The following is a 21,374-nucleotide window of genomic DNA, read 5'->3' on the forward strand; positions in this document are numbered from 1 at the left end:
GTATGGCGGGATCAGTTGCGCACGAAGGCCAGGATATCGGCGTTCAGCACATCGGCATTCACGGTCAGCATGCCGTGGGAAAAGCCCGGATAGACCTTCAGCGTGGCATCGGGCAGCAGGCGGGCCTGCACCTCGGAGGCCTGTTTGTAGGGCACGATCTGGTCGTCATCGCCCTGCAGCACCAGTGTCGGCACCGTCATCGCCTTCAGGTCAGCGGTCTGGTCGGTTTCCGAAAACGCCTTGATCCCGGCGTAATGCGCCAGCGCGCTGCCCGTCATGCCCTGACGCCACCAGTTGTCGATCACCGGCACCAGCACCTCGACGCCGTCGCGGTTAAAGCCATAGAACGGCCCCGACGCGACATCGCGGAAGAACGCCGCGCGATTGGCCTTCAGCGCGGACCGGAAGCCATCGAAGACCTCCATCGGCAGACCCTCGGGATAGCTCTCGGTCTTCGCCATGATCGGCGGCACCGCAGCCACCAGAACCGCCTTGGCGACACGCCCCGCCGGAATACCGTGCTGCGCGACATAGCGCGCCACTTCGCCGCCGCCGGTGGAATGGCCGACATGCACCGCGTTCTTCAGATCGAGGTGCGCAAACACCGCCGCCGCGTCTGAGGCATAGTGATCCATGTCGTGCCCGGTGCCGACCTGAGACGAGCGTCCGTGCCCACGCCGGTCATGCGCCACGACGCGAAAGCCCTCGTCTAGGAAAAACAGCATCTGCGCGTCCCAGTCATCCGACGACAGCGGCCAGCCATGGTGGAAAACGATCGGCTGGGCGTCCTTGGGACCCCAGTCCTTGAAAAAGATTTCGGTGCCATCGGCGGTGGTGACAAATCCTGTCGACATCTTGGTCTCCTGTGCGGTTTGCAATTGAGTTCGGTCTTGTCAAAGCGACGCGCTCAGGTCCGCCGCCCCGCCAGAGCAGACCCCGGCAGGCGCGGCGCAGATCAGGATCTGGCACGCGGTATCAGTTGTGTCTGGGGGCAAGGGTCAGGCCACCGCTCCCTGGCTGTCGCAAGGGTACGGGGCGCGGGGTCACGGCGAAATCATACTAAGGTTTGCGCCGATGAAGCTTATGTATTTGAAGGGAAACCCGCGCAGTATGTCGCCCGGTCACAGCCTGTATGATCGCCTCATTGCACAGCCGTATAGCGCCGCCTCACATACCATGGCACGGGGCGGCGAAGGCATCTTCAAGGTCCGGGCGTTGCCCTCAGCGGCCCGGAGAGCGCGCCCCGGCCCGCATCGGCATCAGCTTGCCCGGCGTGTCCTCGGGTAGCGGGATGAACTCGTCACGGTCGGTCGGCGGCAGATCGAACCGGCCCTTGCCCCAGTCCTCCATCCGCCAGGCGATCTTGGCGGCCTCGATCCGTTCCTCGCTTGAGGCGACGAAGTTCCACCAGATATAGCGCGGCCCGTTCAGCGTCGCCCCGCCCAGCGCCATGAAGCGCGCGCCCTCGGCCCCGGCGCGCACGCTAATCTTATCGCCGGGGCGGAACACCATCATCTGCCCGGCGCGAAACACCTCGCCCGCCACGGAAATCTCGCCATGGGTCACATGGAGGCCGCGATCCTCGTGGTCGTCGGGCAGCGGAAAGGACCGCCCCGGCTGCAAGGTCACATCCAGATAGAAGGCCTCGGAAAACAGCGTCACCGGAGCAGTCTTGCCGAATGCCGTGCCCAAAATCAGCCGCGCCGTGATGCCCTCGGCCTCCAGCATCGGCAGCTCCGGCGTGCCGAAATGTTCAAACAGTGGCGCGCGGTCTTCATGCTCCTCCGGCAGGGCGATCCAGGTCTGAATGCCATAGAGGCTCTGCGGCCCCTCCCGCTCGACCGAGGGCGAGCGTTCCGAGTGGCTGACGCCCTTGCCCGCCACCATCCAGTTGACCTCGCCCGGTTTGATCAGCTGGTCGCTGCCGATGGAATCGCGGTGATGGAAGACACCTTTATAAAGGTACGTGACCGTGCCCAGCCCGATATGGGGATGCGGGCGCACGTCGAGGCCCTGCCCCGTGACCAGCTCGGCCGGGCCCATCTGATCGAAGAAGATGAACGGCCCGACCATCTGGCGGCGCGGCGCTGGCAGGGCGCGGCGCACCTCGAAGCCACCGATATCGCGGGCGCGCGGCACGATGACCGATTCAATCGCATCGCGGGCAATCGCATCAGGGTCGGTCAGGTCAACGGAAGGATTCCAGCTCATGTCACTCTCCTCTGGTTTCCTCAAAGCTATCCGCTTTGCCCTGCATTGCACCCCCTCAATCGCGCACAGCCTCTCTGCGCGCTCTCTGCACGGCGGCCCCGCCAGCACGCCCACCACAAGGCATTGCCGGTTTCTTGGGCAGTCTGTCGGATTGTCCCAAGGTCGCAGAGCGGCGCGCCGCGATGCCCGTTTACTTCGCCGCCCCTTCAGCGACATTTCAAACCCATGCCGGACAAGCTTTCCATCATCGTCGTTGAACCAGACCGGGATCGCGCCCTGCTGATCGTCGACAGCCTGCGTGGTGCCGGCGACTACGACATCCACGTCATCTCCGAGGTCACCGGCCTCGCCCGTTCGATCCGCGCCCATAATCCCGACATGGTTCTGGTCGACATCGCCAACCCCTCTCGTGACACGATAGAGGAGCTGGCGCTGGCCTCCGGCCCCCTCGACCGTCCCGTCGCCATGTTCGTCGATCAGTCCGACGTCGGCCTGACCCGCACCGCGATCGAGGCAGGCGTGTCCGCCTATGTCGTCGATGGCCTCAAGGCCGACCGGGTCAAGCCGATCCTCGACGCCGCCGTCGCCCGTTTCAACATGTTCCAGCGGATGCGCACTGAACTCGCCGCCACCAAGAAGGCGTTGGAGGAACGCAAGGTCATCGACCGCGCCAAGGGCGTGCTGATGAAGGCCCGCAGCGTCAACGAGGACGAAGCCTATGCCCTGTTGCGCAAAGCCGCGATGGACCAAGGCCGCCGCGTCGCCGATGTGGCGCAGGCGCTGGTGAGCACCGCAGGACTGCTGGGATGAAGGGCGAAACGCTGTCCGTGGGGTACATCGGGCTGACCGATGCCGCCCCGCTGATCGTCGCGCAAGAGATGGGCTTTGCGTCCGAAGAAGGCCTCGACTTCGACCTCAACAAGGCGCCCTCCTGGTCGTCGCTGCGTGACATGCTGGTGTTTGGCCGGGTCGAGGCGGCGCATATGCTCTCTCCCGTGCCGGTCGCCTCGGCGCTTGGCCTCGGGGGCAGCGGCGGGCCGATCTCGGCCGTGTCGGTGCTGTCGGTCAACGGCAATGTCATCGGCGTCAGCAACGATCTGGCGCAGCGGCTGCGCGACGTCGGCCACGACTTCGCCTTCAACGACGCCCGCAGCGCCGGCCTCGCCTTGATCGCCGCCAAGAACCCCGACAAACCCCTGCGCATCGGCGTCCCCTTCCCCTTCTCGATGCACGCCGAACTTCTGTACTACTGGCTGTCGGCTGTCGGCCTGCCCGCGCCGCAGGGCCTGCTGATCCGCACCATCCCCCCGGCGCTGATGGCCCAGGCCATGGCCGCGGGCGAGATTGACGCCTTCTGTGTCGGCGAACCCTGGGGCTCCATCACGGTCGAGAACGCGGCCGGAGAGCTGCTGCTGCCGACCCGCGCGATCTGGGCCTTCGCCCCGGAAAAGGTGCTGGCCGTGCGCACCGACTGGGCCGACGCCCAAAGCGATCTGCTGGGCCGCCTGATCCGGGCGGTCTGGCGCGCCGGGCGCTGGCTCTCCGATCCCGCCTCCAAGACTCTTACCGCCGAGATCCTGTCGGCCTCCACCTACCTCGACCTGCCGTCCGAGGTGCTGGACCGTGCTCTGTCGGGCCGCCTCATCATCAATCCGCGTGGCGATATGCGCGACGTGCCGGGCTTTGTCGGCTTCCACAAGGGCACCGCTACCTTCCCCTGGCGCAGTCAGGCGGAATGGATCGCCCGGCAGCTCGCCGCCCGCACCGGGCTGGATCGTGACGAGGCCATGCGCGCCGGTCGCGCCGCCTTCCGCACCGATCTGCACCGCGCCGCCCTCGCCGGATCCGAGGCCGACCTGCCGGGCGCCTCGATGAAGATTGAAGGCTCGATTCGCACTGAGACCTCCATCGCCTCCGCCGCCGGGCACCTGTCGCTTCTGCCCGACACCTTCTTCGATGGCCGCGTTTTTGAGCCGTCCGCCGACTGACGCCCAAAAATTTCGCGCAAATCTGCCCGATACCGTGCATCTGCAGAAATCTGCCCGGCACGCTCATCTTCTCTTTGCTTTTGCGCCCCGCCTCAGCTTTACGTTGATCTGCAGGTAGGCAATGGCGCCCACCGACAGAATTTTCCCACCACTGGGTACGACTGAGCAAAGCCGCTCGACTCTCTGATGCACAGGCATCGGGGCATGTCGATGTGGCTTTTTTCGTGTTTGCCTGGGCGGTTCTGAACCCCGGGCCATAAACGGGGTAACCTTATGAAGACCTTCCTCCTCTCTCTCGCCGCGACCACCGCGCTTGTCGCGCCTGCCCATGCCGAAATGCTGGCCCTCGAAAAGGACGTCCTCACCTTCGGCTTCATCAAGCTGACCGACATGGCCCCCCTCGCCGTGGCCTATGAACAGGGCTTTTTCGACGACGAGGGCCTGTTCGTGACGCTTGAGGCGCAGGCCAACTGGAAGGTCCTGCTCGACGGCGTCATCGGCGGCCAGCTCGACGGCGCGCATATGCTGGCCGGTCAGCCCCTCGCCGCGACCATCGGCTACGGCACCGAGGCGCATATCGTCACCCCCTTCTCGATGGACCTGAACGGCAACGGCATCACCGTCAGCAACGAGGTCTGGGACATCATGAAACCCCAGCTTGAGACGGGCGCGGATGGCAAGGTCATGCACCCGATCTCCTCCTCCACCCTGAAACCCGTGATCCAGAAGTTCGCGGCCGAGGGCAAACCCTTCAACATGGGCATGGTCTTTCCGGTCTCGACCCACAACTATGAGCTGCGCTACTGGCTTGCCGCCGGCGGCATCGAGCCGGGCTATTACAGCCCCGAAAACGTCTCCGGTCAGATCAACGCCCAAGCCTATCTCTCCGTCACCCCGCCGCCGCAAATGCCCGCCACGCTCGAGGCGGGCACCATCTCCGGCTATGCCGTGGGCGAGCCGTGGAACCAGCAGGCGGTGATCAAGGGCATCGGCGTGCCGGTCATCACCGATTACGAGATCTGGAAGAACAACCCCGAGAAGGTCTTCGGCATGTCCGCCGAGTTCACCGAGGCCAACCCCAACACCACCCTCGCCGTGACCAAGGCGCTGATCCGCGCCGCCATCTGGCTGGACGAGAACGACAACGCCAACCGCGAAGCCGCCGTCGAGATCCTGTCGCGCCCTGAATATGTCGGCGCCGACCCGGAGGTGATTGCCAACTCGATGACCGGCACCTTCGAATATGAAAAGGGCGACACCCGCGACGTCCCCGACTTCAACGTCTTCTTCCGCTACAACGCCACCTACCCCTTCTACTCCGACGCGGTCTGGTACCTGACCCAGATGCGCCGCTGGGGCCAGATCGCCGAGGCCAAGCCCGACAGCTGGTATGACGAGGTCGCCCGCTCCGTCTACAAACCCGAGATCTATCTGAAGGCTGCGCGCATGCTGGTCGACGAGGGCCTCGCGGACTCGGCGGACTTCCCTTGGGACAGCGATGGCTACAAGGCCGCGACCCCCGGCGCGGATGTGATCGACGGCATTGGCTACGACGGCAAGACCCCGAACGCCTACCTCGAGTCCCTGCCCATCGGCCTCAAGGGCGATCAGAAAGTCGTCGGAAACGAGATCCAGGGCTGATCCGACACACCGGCTCGCCTCGCCACTCGCACGCCCAAAACACGGGACGGCGGGCGGGGCGATGCTCGTCAGAGCGAGCGCCGAACACCGTCCACCCCCCGAAAAACGCACCGTTCAAATACCGTTCAGATACCGACCAGATACCGACGTGCTTTTCGCCGTCAGATCAGAGAGTTGACCGATGACAACAGTCGATCCCGATTTTGCCCGTGCTCAGGCCAAAGCGGCCCGCCGCGCCAGCCTTTTCACCCGCATCAACACCGCCGACAAATGGCTCAACGTCCTCGGCCTCGCTTGGATCACGCCGATCCTCAAGGCGCTGGCGGGTGACAATCCCCGTGCCCAGCTGGGGGATATCTGGCGCCTGCTGCTGGTGCCGCTGCTCGCCATCGCCGTCTTCCTGTCGCTCTGGGGCTACCTCGCCCCCAAGGTACAAACCTCGCTCGGAGCCATCCCCGGCCCTGCCGCCGTCTGGCAAGAGGCCCTCGTGCTGAACCACGACGCGATGCTCAAAGCGGAAAAAAAGGCGGATTTTCAAGACCGTATCGACAAGCGCAACGCCCGCCTGATCGAACAGGGCAAGGCCGATCAGGTCAAGGACATCCCCTATACCGGCGCGCCGAGCTATTACGAACAGATCTGGACCTCGATCAAGACGGTGTTCTTCGGCTTCCTCGTCGCCTCCGCCATCGCCATCCCGCTCGGCATCGCCGCGGGCCTCTCTGTCACCGCCAACGCCGCCCTCAACCCGTTGATTCAAATCTTCAAACCGGTCTCGCCACTGGCCTGGCTGCCGATCGTCACCATGGTCGTTTCCGCCGTCTACGCCACCAACGACGGCATGTTCTCCAAATCCTTCCTCGTCTCGGCGATCACCGTCACGCTCTGCTCGCTCTGGCCGACGCTGATCAACACCTCCCTCGGCGTCGCCTCCATAGACAAGGACCTGATCTCGGTCTCCAGAGTGTTGAAAATGAACACTTATACCAAGATCACCAAGCTGGTCCTGCCCTCCGCCCTGCCGCTGATCTTCACCGGATTGCGCCTGTCGCTCGGCGTCGGCTGGATGGTCCTGATCGCGGCCGAGATGCTGGCCCAGAACCCGGGCCTTGGCAAATTCGTCTGGGACGAGTTCCAGAACGGCTCCTCCTCCTCGCTCGCGCGGATCATGGTCGCGGTCTTCACCATCGGCATCATCGGCTTCCTGCTGGACCGGGTCATGTACGCCCTCCAGTCCCTCTTCACCTTCTCGAACAATAGGTAAGCAGCATGGCAATCCTGAGTTTTGATAACGTAAACAAGGGCTTCGGCACCGGCCTTTCCCGTGCCGAGGTGCTGCGCGGCATCTCGCTGGATGTGCAAGAGGGCGAGTTCGTCGCCATCCTCGGATTCTCCGGTTCGGGCAAATCCACCCTGATGAACCTGATCGCGGGGCTGGAGTTTCCCGACAGCGGCACCGTCACCTTCAAGGGCGCGCCGATCACCGGCCCCGGCCCCGAGCGCGGTCTGGTGTTTCAGAGCTATTCGCTGATGCCTTGGCTGACCGTGATGGGCAACGTCATGCTGGCCATCGACGCCGCCAACCCGCGCCTGTCGAAGAAAGAGAAACAGAAAAAAGCGTTGCATTACATTGCGATGGTCGGTCTCTCCCACGCCGCCACGCGTCGCCCTGCGGAACTGTCGGGTGGCATGCGCCAGCGCGTCTCGGTCGCCCGCGCTCTGGCGCTGAACCCCGAAATGCTGCTGCTGGATGAACCCCTCTCGGCCCTCGATGCCCTGACCCGCGCCAACCTCGCCGACGAGATCCTCGAGATCTGGGAGCGTGACCGCAAGACCTGCATCCTGATCACCAATGACGTGGACGAGGCGATCCTGCTGGCCGACCGCATCGTGCCGCTGAACCCCGACGGCACCCTGGGCGAGGCGATTCCCGTCACCCTGCCGCGTCCTCGCGACCGCAGCGAAATGAACCATGACGAGGGCTTCAAGGCCCTGCGCGCCCGCGTCACCACCTACCTCATGGACGTTGGCATCCAGTCCAGGATTGAGGGCTCCCGCAGCCTGCCCAACGTCCAGCCGATCCACAGCCTGCCCGCCGCCGTAAAGGATGCGCAAAAAGGCATGATCGACCAGAAATTTCTGTCTTATGAGCAGCTTCATAAGATTTACCCGACACCCAAAGGCCCCCTCACCGTGGTCGAGGATTTCAATCTCAAGCTCAACCGCGGCGAATTCGTCTCGCTCATCGGGCACTCGGGCTGCGGCAAATCCACCGTTCTGACGATGACAGCTGGCCTCAATGCGATTTCGAAAGGCGTAATCAAGCTGGACGGCTATGACGTGAAGGGCGCCGACCCGGAACGCGCCGTCGTCTTCCAGTCGCCGAACCTGTTCCCTTGGCTGACCGCGCGTGAAAACGTCGCCATCGGCGTCGACAAGGTCTACCCCAAGGCCAGCCGGGCTGAGCGTCAGGACGTCATCGAATACTACCTCGAACGCGTCGGCATGGCCGACTCGATGGACCGGCTGGCGGACTCGATGTCCAACGGCATGAAGCAGCGCGTCGGCATCGCCCGCGCCTTTGCCCTCAGCCCGAAACTGCTGCTGCTGGATGAACCCTTCGGCATGCTCGACAGCCTCACCCGGTGGGAGCTGCAGGAGGTCCTGATGGAGGTCTGGAGCCGCACCAAGGTCACCGCCGTCTGCGTCACCCATGACGTCGACGAGGCGATCCTGCTGGCCGACCGCGTCGTCATGATGACCAACGGCCCGCAGGCCACCATCGGCAAGATCACCGAGGTCAAGCTGCCCCGCCCGCGCACCCGCAAGGCGCTGCTGGAGCACCCCGATTACTACCTCTACCGCGAGCAGGTGCTGAGCTTTCTCGAAGAATACGAGCATGGCGCGACAGGCAAATCCGCCGCCAAGGATGACACCGCAAAGCAGGAGGCCGCGTGATGGACGCCGCACTCGATCTTCCCGTCAAGACCTTCATAGAAGTCGCCGAAATCTGGATACCCGAGGGCGACCGGCTGGTGCTGGCCGAGGGGCACTATGGCGCGCTCGACAGCTTTGCCGACGCCTCGCGCCACGCCAGTTTCGCCCGTGGCGAGGGCCTGCCCGGCAAGGCCTGGGCCGAGGAACGCCCCGTCGTGCTGAAGGCCTTCGACGGCTCCTACTTCCAGCGCACCGAGGCTGCGCAGGAGGCTGGGCTGACCGCCGCCGTCGCCGTGCCCGTCTTCAGCGGCAAAACCCTGAAGGCCGTTCTGGTCGTGCTCTGCGCCAATGATAATGTCCGTACCGGCGCCATCGAGGTCTGGAAGGAAAACGACGGCGTATTGATGCTGGACGATGGCTACTACGGAGCCGCGCGGCATTTCGAGTGGGTCTCTCAGCACACGCATTTCCCGCGTGGGCAGGGCCTGCCCGGCGGCGTCTGGGCCTCGCAAACGCCGATGCTGATGCGCGACCTTGGCTCGGGCTACCGCTTCATCCGCGCCGACAGTGCGGGCAAGGCGGGGCTGACGACCGGCCTCGGCCTGCCGATCCCGGTGCCCGGTGGCGCGACCTACGTTCTGGCCCTGCTCTCGGCCCTCGGCACCCCTATCGCCCGCCGGTTCGAGCTGTGGGATGCCCGCGCCGCCCGCGTCGGCAAGGCCGAGAAATCGGCGGTGCTGGCGGATGGCATCTGCGCCCGCGAGGGCGCGCTCTGGGTCGGTGAGACAGAGGAGCCGCGCCGCGTCGCCGCCTGGCAGGGGGTGATCGGCCGTGTCCTCGCCACCGGTCTGCCGGCGGTCGAGAGCGGCACTTCCGCGCTGACCCACGGCTATGACACCCTCGTCGCGCTGCCGATCCATCTGGACGGTGAAGTCGCCCATATCGTCGCCTGGTATTGCTGAAAGGACACCAAGAACATGCAGAAACTGGTCATAATCGGTGCAGGCATGGCCTCTGGCCGTGTGCTTGAGCACCTGCGCGACACCGCGCCCGACACTTTCGAGATCACGCTTTTCAACGCCGAGCCGCGCGGCAACTACAACCGCATCATGCTCTCGCCCGTGCTGTCGGGCGAAAAGACCTACGACGAGATCGTCACCCATGACGATGCCTGGTACGCCGACAACAAGGTGACCTGCCGCTTTGGCGAAAAGGTTATCGCGGTGGACCGCGCGCGCCGCGTCGTCATCGGTGAAAATGGCGAGGTGCCCTATGACAAGCTGATCTTCGGCACCGGCTCCTCGCCCTTCATCATCCCGCTGCCCGGGCACGACAAGCAAGGCGTCGTTGCCTACCGCGATCTGGAAGACACCACCGCGATGATGCAGGCCGCAGGCAAGCCGAACGCCCGCGCTGTCGTCATCGGCGGCGGCCTACTGGGGCTTGAGGCCGCCGCCGGTCTGCGTCTGCGCGGCATGGAGGTGACGGTGTTGCATATCTCGACCCACCTGATGGAGCGTCAGCTGGACGAGGCCGCCGGATACCTGCTGCGCCGCGATCTGGAAAAGCGCGGCATCAACGTGATCCTGCAGGCCTCGACACAAGAGATCGTCGGCGGCGCTGCGGCTGAGGCCGTGCACCTCGCCGATGGCACCGTGCTGCCCTGCGATATCGTCGTCATGGCCGTCGGCATCCGCCCCGCCGTGCAGCTGGCGCGTGACTGCGGCCTGACCTGCGGGCGCGCGATCGAGGTCGATGCCCAGATGCAAACCTCCGACCCCGATATCTATGCGGTCGGCGAATGCGTTGAATTCAATGGTAATCTCTTCGGCCTCGTCGCGCCGCTCTATGATCAGGCCAAGGTGCTGGCGAAAACCCTGCTGGGCGAGGAAGATGCCTTCAAGCTGCGCGAGCTGTCGACCAAGCTGAAGGTCACCGGCTGCGATCTGTTTTCCGCCGGGGATTTTGCAGGCGGCGACGGGCGCGAGGATATCGTTTTCCGCGACCCCGGGCGCGGCGTCTACAAGCGGTTGGTGATCGAGGATGACCAGCTGATCGGTGCTGTCATGTACGGCGACACCGCCGACGCCAACTGGTTCTTCGGGCTGATCAAGGACGGCACCGATATCTCGGAAATGCGCGACAGCCTGATCTTTGGCCCGGCGTTTCAGGGGGGTGCCCAGGCGGACCCTATGGCAGCCGTTGCAGCCTTACCGCCTGAGGCGGAGATTTGTGGCTGTAACGGCGTCTGCAAGGGCACCATCACCGCGGCAATCGAGGGCGGCGCGACCGACCTCGGCGCGATCCGGGCCACCACCAAGGCCAGCGCCTCCTGCGGGACCTGCACCGGGCTTGTCGAACAGGTGCTGTCGGTCACGCTGGGCGATGCCTTCGTGCTGCCCGCCGCGCAACCGGTCTGCAAATGCACCGACCTGACGCATGAAGACGTCCGCCGCCTGATCAAGGCGCAACAGCTGAAATCCCAGCCCGCCGTCTGGCAGCAGCTGGCGTGGAAAACCCCCAACGGCTGCCATGTCTGCCGTCCGGCGATCAACTACTACCTGCTCGCCGACTGGCCACTTGAGTATCAGGACGACCTGCAATCGCGCTTCGTCAACGAACGCAATCACGCCAACATCCAGAAGGACGGCACCTATTCCGTCATGCCGCGCATGTGGGGCGGCATCACCACCCCGGACGAGCTGCGCGCGATTGCCGATGCCGCCGACAAGTTCAAGGTGCCCACCGTCAAGGTCACCGGCGGCCAGCGCATCGATCTGCTCGGCGTCAAGAAAGAGGACCTGACCGACATCTGGTACGACCTCAATCAGGCGGGCATGGTCTCCGGGCACGCCTATTCCAAGGGGCTGCGCACCGTGAAAACCTGCGTCGGGACGGATCACTGCCGCTTCGGCACGCAGGATTCCACCGGCCTCGGCATCAAGCTAGAGAAAAAGCTCTGGGGCTCGTGGACGCCGCACAAGGTCAAGCTGGGCGTCTCGGGCTGCCCGAGGAACTGCGCCGAGGCAACCTGCAAGGACGTCGGCATCATCTGCGTCGACAGTGGCTATCAGGTCAGCGTCGCCGGGGCGGCGGGCATGGACGTCAAGGAAACCGAACGCCTGCATGACGCGCGGACCGAGGAAGAGGCGATCGAATGGGTCGCCGCCTTCGTGCAGCTCTATCGCGAGAACGGCAAGTATCTGGATCGCGCCTATAAATGGGTCGCCAAGGTCAGCCTCGACTGGGTGAAGGAAACCCTCGCTGACGACGCCACCCGCGCCGCGCTGAACGAACGGTTCGAGATCTCGCAATCCGTCTACCGCAAGGACCCCTGGGCCGATCACAACCAGAGCCGGGCCGCGCTCTACCAACCCCTCGCCGATCTCACACAGGAGGCCGCAGAATGAGCTGGATCGACATCGGTCACATCGACGACATCCCCCTGCGCGGATCGCGCGTGGTGAAAACCCGCGCTGGCTGCCTCGCCGTGTTCCGCACCGCCGAGGCTGAGGTTTTCGCCGTCGGCAACACCTGCCCGCACAAGGGCGGCCCCCTGTCCGAAGGCATCGTACATGGCACATCCGTCACCTGCCCGCTGCACAACATGATCTTCGATCTCGAAACCGGGCAGGCGCAGGGCGCGGACGACGGCAGCATCCCGACCTATCCGATCCGCATCGAGGCCGGTCGCCTGCTGCTCGACGCCGCCTCAGTTGCCCAGAGGAGCGCCGCCTGATGAGCGCGCGCCCGCCCGAGGTCCGCTCGACCTGCCCCTATTGCGGCGTCGGCTGTGGCGTCCTGCTCAGCGCGGGCGAGGCAGGGCTGGCGGTACGCGGCGATCCCGATCATCCGGCCAACCTCGGGCGGCTCTGCTCCAAGGGCACCAACCTTGGCGAAACCGTGGATCTTGAGGGGCGGCTGCTCCACCCCCTCTACAAGGGCGCACGCATCGACTGGGACACGGCCCTGCAGACGGTGGCCGATACATTCCGCACCACGATTGCCGAACATGGCCCCGACAGCGTCGCTTTCTACGTCTCCGGCCAGCTGCTGACCGAGGATTACTACCTCGCAAACAAGCTGATGAAGGGGTTCATCGGATCAGGCAATATCGACACGAATTCAAGGCTCTGCATGGCCTCCACCGTGGCGGGGCACAAGCGTGCCTTCGGCACCGATACCGTCCCCGGCACCTACGCCGATCTTGAGCTGGCCGATCTGGTGGTCCTGACCGGCTCCAACCTCGCCTGGTGTCACCCGGTGCTCTACCAGCGCATCGTCGCGGCCAAGGCGGCCAGGCCGAACATGAAGATCGTCGTCATCGACCCGCGCCGCACCGCCACCTGCGACGGCGCCGACCTGCATCTGGCCCTGAAACCCGGCAGCGATGTCGCGCTGTTCAACGGGCTGCTCGTCGCCATCGCGGATCAGGGCGCGCGCGACGCCAGTTTCGCGGATCGTGTCGACGGTTTCGAGGCCGCGCTCGCTGCGGCGCGCGCAGGCGACCTCACCGTCACCGGCATCGCCCCGGCGCTGATGCAGCAGTTCTTCGACCTCTGGATCGCCACCGAAAAGGTCGTCACCGTCTTCTCCCAAGGCGTGAACCAGAGCGCCTCCGGCTCCGACAAGGTCAACGCGATCCTGAACTGCCACCTCGCCACCGGGCGGATCGGCCGCCCCGGCATGGGCCCCTTCTCCGTCACCGGCCAACCCAATGCCATGGGGGGGCGAGAGGTCGGCGGGCTGGCCAATACCCTCGCCTGCCACATGGACATCGAGAACCCCGATCACCGTCAGGCCCTGCGCCAGTTCTGGGATGCGCCAATAATGCCCGAGCGCGCTGGCCTCAAGGCGGTCGAGATGTTTCAGGCCGTCGCCTCGGGGCAGATCAAGGCGCTCTGGATCATGCACACCAACCCGGCCGTCACCATGCCCGACGCCGACGCGGTCAAGGCAGCCATTGCAGGGTGTGACTTCGTTGTTTGCTCCGACATCACCACCCAGACCGACACGGCGCGGCTGGCCGACATGGTGCTGCCCGCCACCGCATGGGGCGAGAAATCCGGCACCGTCACCAACTCAGACCGCACGATCAGCCGCCAGCGTGCCGCCCTGCCCACCCCGGGCGAGGCCCGCCCCGACTGGGCGCAACTGGCCGAGGTTGGTCGCCGCATGGGCTGGCACGCCGCCTTCGACTTTGCCACCCCGGCCGAGATTTTCCGCGAATACGCCGCCCTTTCCGGCATCGCGGGTGGCTTCGGGCTCGACTTCGACATCTCCGGCCTCGCGGGTCTTTCCGACACGGCCTATGACGCGCTCACCCCAACCCGCTGGCCGGTCAGCGCCCAAAAGACCGGCGGGCGCTTCTTCGGTGATGGCCGTTTCTTCACGCCCTCGGGCCGCGCGCAGATGCTGGCGCTGACCCACCGCGCTCCCGTCGCCCGGCTGCAGCCGCGCTACCCCCTGCGTCTCAACACCGGGCGCATCCGCGACCAGTGGCACACGATGACGCGCACCGCGAAATCGCCGCGCCTTTCCGCTCACCTCGCCGAACCCTTCCTTGAGCTGCACCCCAGCGACGCCACCGCGCGCGGCATCACCCCCTCGGCGCTTGTCGAGGTCACGACGCCCCATGGCCGCGCCATCCTGCGCGCGCTGATCACCGACCGCGTGCAACCGGGCGAGGTTTTCGCGCCGATGCACTGGACCGGCGAAAACGCCCCCTCTGCCCGCATCGATGCACTGATCGCCCCTATCACCGACCCCGTCTCGGGCCAGCCCGAAAGCAAGGCGGCCGCCGCCCGCATCGCGCCCTTTGACGCCAAATGGTACGCTTTCGCCATCTCGGCCGAGGGCTTCACCCCCGATACCCCCTACTGGGCGCAGGCGAAAACCGCCCACGGCTGGCGGGCGGAAATCGCCGGCACCACTTTACCCGACGACTGGGAGGCCTATGCTGCAACCCTGTTCGGGATCGAGGGGGCCGAGATGCAAAGTCTGTCAGATACCAATCGCGGCACTTTCCGCGCCGCGTTCCATGACGCAGGCCGCCTCAAGGCCGCGCTCTTCGTCTCGCCCACCCCCGTCGCCGTGATGCGCGACTACCTCGCCGGGTTGACGGGCACCGAGGCGCCCTTCGCGCTTTCGGGCCGCATCGGCGCGGACCAGCCGGACCCCGGCCCGACCCTCTGTTCGTGTTTCGGTGTTGGCGTGAACACCATACTTGCCGCCATCGCGGATCAGGGCCTGCGCTCGGTCGCGGCCATCGGTGCGGCCCTTCAGGCGGGCACCAACTGCGGATCCTGCCGCCCCGAACTGGCCGAGCTTCTGGCCCGCATCCCGGTGCGCGAGGCCGCAGAATGACCCTCGCCCCGCATGTGCGCACCCTTGGCCGAGGCCCCGGCCGCTCCCGCTCGCTGACCTACGACGAGGCGTTTGACGCCATGCGCCTGATCCTGTCGGGAGAGGCCGAGCCCGAGGCGATCGGCGCGCTGTTGATGCTGCTGCGCATGAAGGGCGAAACCCCGGAGGAGATCGCCGGTTTCGTCGCCGCCGCCCGCGCCACCCTGCCCCAGATCACGCCGCCCGCGCTCGACTGGCCGTCCTATGCAGCGGGGCGCAGCCGGGGGTTGCCGTTCTTCCTGCTCTCGGCGCGACTTGTGGCACGCGCGGGACAGACGGTGTTGCTGCACGGCTGGAACTCGGAACACCACATGGCCGAAAGCGCCTCGGTCCGTCAGGCCCTGCCCTTCGCCGGGATCCGCACCGCCACCTCTGTCGAACATGCCGGGTCGCTGCTGGGCGAAGAAGGCATCGCCTATCTGCCGCTCGAATCCTTCCAGCCGGGCCTGCTCGACATCATGCGCCTGCGCGACAAGCTCGGCGTGCGGTCCTGCGTGAATACCGTGCTGCGCGTGCTGAACCCGGCCCATGCGGCGGCCAGTGTGCAGGGCGTCTTTCACCCGCCCTACCGCGACCTTCAGGCCGATGCGGGCAAGCTGCTGGGCCAGCATAGCCTGACCGTCATCAAAGGCGGCGGTGGCGAGTTCGAGCGTCACCCCGCCAAGGCCATCGCCCTGTTCGGTCTGCGCGACGCCGCCGCGTTCGAGGGCACCGCCCCCGCGTTGCTGGACGAAAATACCAAGCTGAACCAGGGCTGGACCGACCCAGCCCTGCTGACGCAGCTCTGGTCCGGTGACTGGCAGGACCCCTTTGCCGAGGCCATCGTTATCGGCACTGCGGAACTCGCGCTCGACACCCTCGGTATCCGCGATCCCGGCGCAACCGCGCGCCGCCTCTGGGAGACGCGCAGCCCGGCTTAACTCTCGTCGCGCACGGCCTGCACGATAGCGTCTATGACAGTGTCGAGCAGCGCCATATCCTCAGCTTCGCCCATCACGCGGATCAGCGGCTCGGTCCCCGACTTGCGGATCAGCAACCGCCCCCCCGCACCGAGCGCCGCTTCACCATCCGCAATCGCCTGCTGCACCGCGTCACTCTGCAGCGGGGCCTTGCCCTCGGCGTAGCGCACGTTGACCAGTTTCTGCGGCACCGGCGTAAAGACCGAGGCCAGCTCGCTCGCCGGCCGGCCGGTCTGCACCATCGCCGACAGGAACTGCAACGCCGCCAGCAGGCCATCGCCCGTGGTCGCGTGATCCGTCATAACGATATGGCCCGACTGTTCGCCGCCGAGGTTGAAGCCGCCCGCCTGCATCCGCTCGACCACATAGCGATCGCCGACCGCCGTGCGCTCCAGCGCGATGCCGCGCCCTTGCAAAAACCGCTCCAGCCCGAGGTTCGACATCACCGTCGCGACCAGCGTATCGTTGGCCAGCCGCCCCTCGTCCTTCCAGCGCGAGGCGATCAGCCCCATGATCTGGTCGCCGTCCGCGACCTTGCCATTCTCGTCGATCAGGATCACGCGGTCCGCGTCACCATCCAGACAAATGCCCACATCCGCGCGCGTCTCGCGCACACGCCGCACCGCCTGTTCGGGGCTGGTCGAGCCGCAATCCTCGTTGATATTGAAGCCGTTCGGCTCCACCCCCATCGGGAAAACCTCGGCCCCCAACTCCCACAACACCTGCGGCGCGGTGCGATAAGCGGCGCCGTTGGCGCAATCCAGCACGATGCGCAGCCCGTCCAGACGGGTCGTGCGCGGCAGGCTGTTCTTGGCAAATTCGACGTAGCGCTCGCGCGCATTCTCGTACCGGCGGGCGCGCCCGATATTGGCGGACTGCGCCGGGGGCACCCCCTCCTCCATCAGCCGCTCGATCTCGGCCTCGGCCTCGTCCGACAGCTTGAAGCCATCGGGGCCGAAGAATTTGATGCCATTGTCCTCGGCCGGATTGTGGCTGGCCGAGATCATCACCCCAAGGTCCGCGCGCAGCGAATGCGTCAGGTACCCGATCGCAGGCGTCGGCACCGGGCCGAACAGAAACACGTTCATGCCGGTCGAGGTGAACCCCGCCGTCAGCGCATTCTCCAGCATATAACCCGACAGCCGCGTGTCCTTGCCGATGACCACCCGGTGTTCCTGCGCGTCCCGTCGAAAATAGCGCCCCGCAGCCGCCGCCAGCCGCAGCGCCACATCCGCCGTCATCGGCCATTTATTGGCCCGCCCACGCACGCCGTCGGTGCCGAACAATTTCTGTTTCATCTGGACTCTCCGACGCTTGCCTATGACAGTGGCGTATAAAGCGCGACGGCGGTGCTGTCCAATGGCGCCGACCTGCATGAATTACCGGCGGGCCTCCGCCGCTTCTTGACGTGTTTATGATTTTTCATCCGGCGCTCACGGGCGTCTGTTGATCGATCCCGAAAGGCCCGCTACGACTGACTGCGTGAACGCAATTTTTGATCTTTTCCGACTGGACGCTTTGGCATGACAAAACCCATTTCCACCGTCACCCCCAATACCTGGGAGTTCCTGCGTGACCCGATGATCAAGCCCACGGGTTTCCGGGAATATGACGCCCGCTGGAAATACCCTGAGGAGATCAACCTGCCGGGCATGACCGCCCTCGGGCTTGGCCTCGGGACGCAGATGTTCAAACGCGGCGTCGAGCCCGTCATCGCCGTCGGCAATGACTACCGCGACTATTCGCTGACCATCAAGAACGCGCTGATCCTCGGGCTGATCCAGGCCGGTATCACCGTCAAGGATATCGGCCCCTGCATCACGCCGATGGCCTACTTCAGCTCGTTCCACCTCGGCGTGCCGGGTGTCGCGATGGTCACCGCTTCGCACAACCCCAACGGCTGGACCGGCGTCAAGATGGGCTTTGCGATGCCCCTGACCCACGGCCCCGACGAGATGAGCGAACTGCGCGATATCGTTCTGAACGGTGAAGGCGTGGCGCGCGACGGCGGCAAGATCGAGTATGTCGACGGCGTGTTCGATGCCTACATCGACGACCTGATCGGCGACTTCAAGATGACCCGCAAGCTCAAGGTCGTCTGCGCCACCGGCAATGGCACCGCTTCGGCCTTCGGCCCCAAGGTATTCGAGCGTCTCGGCGTCGAAATCGTGCCCTCGCACAACACGCTCGACTACACCTTCCCGCATTACAACCCGAACCCCGAAGCCATGGAAATGCTCCATGACATGTCGAAATCGGTCACCGACTCGGGCGCAGACTTCGCGCTCGGCTTCGATGGCGACGGCGACCGTTGCGGTGTTGTGGATGACGAGGGCGAGGAAATCTTCGCCGACAAGGTCGGTGTCATCATGGCCCGCGACCTGATCAAACTCTACCCCGGCTCGACCTTCGTGGCCGACGTCAAATCCACCGGTCTCTTCGCCTCCGACCCTGACCTGATTGCGGGCGGCGCCGTAGCGGACTACTGGAAAACCGGCCACAGCCACATGAAACGCCGCGTGCATGAACTCGGCGCGCTGGCGGGCTTCGAGAAGTCCGGCCACTACTTTTTGGCCGAGCCGATTGGCCGTGGCTACGACGACGGCATGCGCGTCGCCGTCGAGATCTGCAAGCTGATGGACCGCAACCCTGACATGAAGATGTCGGACCTGCGCAAGGCCCTGCCGGTCACCTACTCGACCCCAACCATGTCGCCCTATGCCTCCGACACCGAAAAGTACGACATTCTTGAGCGCGTCGTGGCCAAGCTGGTCGCCATTGCGGATGCGGGCGAAACCTTCGCTGGCAAGCCGATCAAGGAAGTCGTCACCGTCAACGGCGCCCGCGTCATTCTTGAGAACGGCTCCTGGGGTCTGGTGCGCGCTTCGTCGAACACGCCGAACCTCGTCGTGGTCTGCGAAAGCTCGGAAAGCGAAGAAGAGCTGCGTGCGATCTTCAAGCAGATCGACGATGTGATCCGCACCGAACCGGGCGTTGGCGACTACGACCAGACGTTCTGATCGACAGCACTTGCCGCCCACACCGGCGCGTATGGAAACGAAAAAGGGGTCAGGCAACTGACCCCTTTTTTATGCCACGTCGATGCTGTGGTCAGCGCACCACAAACTCCGCATGCAGCGCACCGGCGGCCTTGATGCTCTTGAGGATGTCAATCATGTCGCGCGGTGACACGCCGAGGGCATTCAGCCCGGCCACCACCTCCGAAAGCGACGTGCCCTCGTCGATTTCGGCAAGTCCGATGCCCGGCTCCTCCTGGATCGCGGCATTGGTACGCGGCACCACGACCGTCTGCCCTTCGGCAAAGGGGTTCGGCTGCACCACGATCGGCGCCTCCTCGATGCGCAGGGTCAGGTTGCCCTGCGACACCGCAACCCGGCTGATGCGCACATCATTGCCCATGACGATCGTGCCAGAGCGTTGATCCACCACGACAACGGCCTTCAGCTCAGGCTGAACGCGGATATTCTCGATCCGTCCCAAAGCATGCGCGGGCGAGGCCATACGCGTCTTGGTGATATCCAGCCGCACCGTGCCTGAATCGAGCATTTCAGCGACTCTGCGGCCGAATTCCCGGTTGATGGCGTCCTCGATACGTCCCGCCGTGGTAAAGTCGGGACTGCGCAGGGCCAGCCGCAAGCTCGTCAGCGAGGAGAGCTGAAAGTCCACCTCCCGCTCGACCCGGGCGCCAGAGGGGATGACACCGGAGGTCGGCACCCCTTGAATAATGGTTGCCGCATCGCCCTCAGCCGAGGCGCCGCCAGCGATCACCGTGCCCTGCGCCACCGCATAGATCTGCCCGTCCGCGGCATTCAGCGGCGTCATGATCAGCGTCCCGCCCAGCAGACTGCCAGCGTCCCCGATGGCCGAAACCGTCACGTCGATCTGGCCGCCCGCCCGTGCAAACGGCGGCAGGCTGGCAGTGACGAAGACCGCAGCGACGTTCTTGGGGCGGAACTGTTCACCCGCCACGTTGACGCCCAGCCGCTCCAGGATGTTGGACATGATCTCTTCGGTGAAGGGCGCATTGCGCAGCCCGTCGCCGGTACCGTTCAGCCCGACCACCAGCCCGTAGCCGACCAGATCGTTGCTGCGCACGCCGTCGAATTCCACCAGATCCTTGATGCGGATCGGCGCGGCCACCACCAGCTGCGGCAGGATCAGCCACAGGGCCAGCGCCAGACAGGACAGTCCCTTTTTCAGCATCACAGGAAATCCGTCAGCGACAGGCGCGACAACTTTACCGTCACCGAATAGAGCGCCTCCAGCTGGTATTGCAGGTCCTCCAGCTGGGTCGCGACTTCGTACTGATCGACCTCCAGCAGCTCGGTCCGCGCCATCAGATAGCTGGTACGTTCCGCCGCAATCCGTGTCGCGCTTTCCTCAGTGCGGGCCTGAGCATAGCCAAGATCGGCGCGGATCCGCACCAGCCCCTCTTGCTGAAACGACAGGCCCTGACCGCCGGTCATCAGCAACTCTTCCTGCAACGCGCGCGGAAATCCCAGCGACTTGTCCGCCGCCAGTGCCGCCATAGCGGTGTGCTTGAGCAGCAAGCGGATCGAATCGTCGTCGGCACGCAGATCGAGGTTCACCGTCTCTCCCGCACCCAGCCGGAATGGCGGCAGAGAGGTGGTCGAGCCCTGATAGGCCATCGTCTCGAACCCGCCGCCGGCCCCCTCGAACCAGGTGTCCAGCTTGGCCTGAATGCCGGCCAGCGTCGTCTCGCCGCTGATCAGGGTGCGCAGTTCGTCCAGCATCTCGGTCGAGGACACCAGCGCCGTCTTGTCGCTGTCGACGCCCGAAAACAGCGACCGCCCCGCCACTTCGGTGTTGAGAGCGTTGACCATCAGCGCCATGTCCTGCACCGCGCGGTCCGACACGTTGTACATCACTTCGACGACCTTGCTGTTGGCCGCGCTCATCGATGCGAGGCCGAGGTCGGTCGCCGAATCCTGAAACTGTCCCAGCACGGTCTGCATCGCGTCGGTGAACAGGATCGCCTCACCCGTTGCCGCGTCATAGCCCTCCAGCAGGGTCAGGTTGCGCTGTACGTCAGACAGATAGGAATAGCTGCCCGAAAGATGCCGCGACACATCCGAGGTGCGCCCGCTCGCCAGCTCCTGAACCAGAGAATTCATCCGTGTTTTCAGATCGGTATGCTGTTGACGCAGCATAAAGCTCTGGGCGAGATCGCCAATGGAAGTCATGGACATGG

Annotated in this window: 16 protein-coding genes; 11 read left to right on the top strand and 5 right to left on the bottom strand. The window is 65.1% G+C overall.

Translation table 11 applies throughout. The annotated features are described in order from the left end of the window. Window positions 1-11: 11 nt before the first annotated feature. Together F3W81_RS14505 and F3W81_RS14510 are read right to left on the bottom strand one after the other, a co-directional pair. Window positions 12-854 carry an alpha/beta fold hydrolase gene (locus tag F3W81_RS14505; protein WP_193079838.1) on the bottom strand — a complete coding sequence of 281 codons (843 nt, stop codon included), beginning with the start codon at window positions 852-854 and terminating at the stop codon, window positions 12-14. A gap of 367 nt (window positions 855-1,221) precedes the next feature. Beyond that, entirely contained in the window at window positions 1,222-2,211 is a 990-nt protein-coding gene (locus tag F3W81_RS14510) for a pirin family protein (RefSeq protein WP_193079839.1), read from the bottom strand. Window positions 2,212-2,436: 225 nt separating this feature from the next. Between F3W81_RS14510 and F3W81_RS14515 the strand changes: the two genes are divergently transcribed. From F3W81_RS14515 to F3W81_RS14560, 10 genes are all read left to right on the top strand, one after another. Continuing rightward, window positions 2,437-3,021, top strand: a complete 585-nt coding sequence (locus F3W81_RS14515; protein ID WP_193079840.1) for an ANTAR domain-containing response regulator — start codon at window positions 2,437-2,439, stop codon at window positions 3,019-3,021. Next, complete coding sequence (locus F3W81_RS14520; protein ID WP_193079841.1) at window positions 3,018-4,199, top strand: ABC transporter substrate-binding protein; 1,182 nt, start codon at window positions 3,018-3,020, stop codon at window positions 4,197-4,199. The genes F3W81_RS14515 and F3W81_RS14520 overlap by 4 nt, the downstream gene beginning before the upstream one ends. Window positions 4,200-4,472: 273 nt before the next feature. Next, a complete protein-coding gene (locus F3W81_RS14525) occupies window positions 4,473-5,840 on the top strand; it encodes a CmpA/NrtA family ABC transporter substrate-binding protein (RefSeq protein WP_193079842.1) in 1,368 nt (455 codons plus the stop codon). Window positions 5,841-6,021: 181 nt separating this feature from the next. After that, complete coding sequence (locus tag F3W81_RS14530; protein ID WP_193079843.1) at window positions 6,022-7,104, top strand: ABC transporter permease; 1,083 nt, start codon at window positions 6,022-6,024, stop codon at window positions 7,102-7,104. 5 nt (window positions 7,105-7,109) lie between these two features. Continuing rightward, a complete protein-coding gene (locus tag F3W81_RS14535; protein ID WP_193079844.1) occupies window positions 7,110-8,798 on the top strand; it encodes an ABC transporter ATP-binding protein in 1,689 nt (562 codons plus the stop codon). Continuing rightward, window positions 8,798-9,739, top strand: coding sequence for a GAF domain-containing protein (locus tag F3W81_RS14540; protein WP_193079845.1), 942 nt, complete (start codon window positions 8,798-8,800; stop codon window positions 9,737-9,739). The genes F3W81_RS14535 and F3W81_RS14540 overlap by 1 nt, the downstream gene beginning before the upstream one ends. Window positions 9,740-9,754: 15 nt before the next feature. Then, window positions 9,755-12,187: a nitrite reductase large subunit NirB gene (gene nirB, locus F3W81_RS14545; protein ID WP_193079846.1), complete on the top strand. Its 2,433-nt coding sequence runs from the start codon at window positions 9,755-9,757 to the stop codon at window positions 12,185-12,187. Next, window positions 12,184-12,516: a nitrite reductase small subunit NirD gene (nirD, locus tag F3W81_RS14550; RefSeq protein ID WP_193079847.1), complete on the top strand. Its 333-nt coding sequence runs from the start codon at window positions 12,184-12,186 to the stop codon at window positions 12,514-12,516. The genes nirB and nirD overlap by 4 nt, the downstream gene beginning before the upstream one ends. After that, a complete protein-coding gene (locus F3W81_RS14555) occupies window positions 12,516-15,143 on the top strand; it encodes a nitrate reductase (protein WP_193079848.1) in 2,628 nt (875 codons plus the stop codon). Before nirD ends, F3W81_RS14555 begins: the two co-directional genes overlap by 1 nt. Then, entirely contained in the window at window positions 15,140-16,102 is a 963-nt protein-coding gene (locus F3W81_RS14560; protein WP_193079849.1) for a glycosyl transferase family protein, read from the top strand. Before F3W81_RS14555 ends, F3W81_RS14560 begins: the two co-directional genes overlap by 4 nt. On the opposite strand, the gene glmM is transcribed toward F3W81_RS14560, so the two are convergent. Continuing rightward, a complete protein-coding gene (glmM, locus tag F3W81_RS14565; protein WP_193079850.1) occupies window positions 16,099-17,439 on the bottom strand; it encodes a phosphoglucosamine mutase in 1,341 nt (446 codons plus the stop codon). The genes F3W81_RS14560 and glmM overlap by 4 nt on opposite strands. A 225-nt stretch (window positions 17,440-17,664) precedes the next feature. Here glmM and F3W81_RS14570 point away from each other — a divergent pair, with 225 nt between their 5' ends. After that, the gene (locus F3W81_RS14570; protein WP_193079851.1) at window positions 17,665-19,161 is read left to right on the top strand and encodes a phosphomannomutase/phosphoglucomutase; all 1,497 of its coding nucleotides are present in this window, start codon (window positions 17,665-17,667) and stop codon (window positions 19,159-19,161) included. Between the two features lie 91 nt (window positions 19,162-19,252). On the opposite strand, the gene F3W81_RS14575 is transcribed toward F3W81_RS14570, so the two are convergent. Both F3W81_RS14575 and F3W81_RS14580 read right to left on the bottom strand, forming a co-directional pair. Beyond that, on the bottom strand, window positions 19,253-20,365 hold the full coding sequence (locus F3W81_RS14575) for a flagellar basal body P-ring protein FlgI (RefSeq protein WP_193079852.1): 1,113 nt from the start codon (window positions 20,363-20,365) through the stop codon (window positions 19,253-19,255). Next, window positions 20,365-21,372 (bottom strand): flagellin, encoded by a 1,008-nt coding sequence (locus F3W81_RS14580; protein ID WP_193079853.1) that lies wholly within the window; start codon window positions 21,370-21,372, stop codon window positions 20,365-20,367. Before F3W81_RS14580 ends, F3W81_RS14575 begins: the two co-directional genes overlap by 1 nt. Between the last annotated feature and the right edge of the window lie 2 nt (window positions 21,373-21,374).

The organism is Pseudooceanicola spongiae (assembly GCF_014899185.1).
Lineage (GTDB): Bacteria > Pseudomonadota > Alphaproteobacteria > Rhodobacterales > Rhodobacteraceae > Pseudooceanicola > Pseudooceanicola spongiae.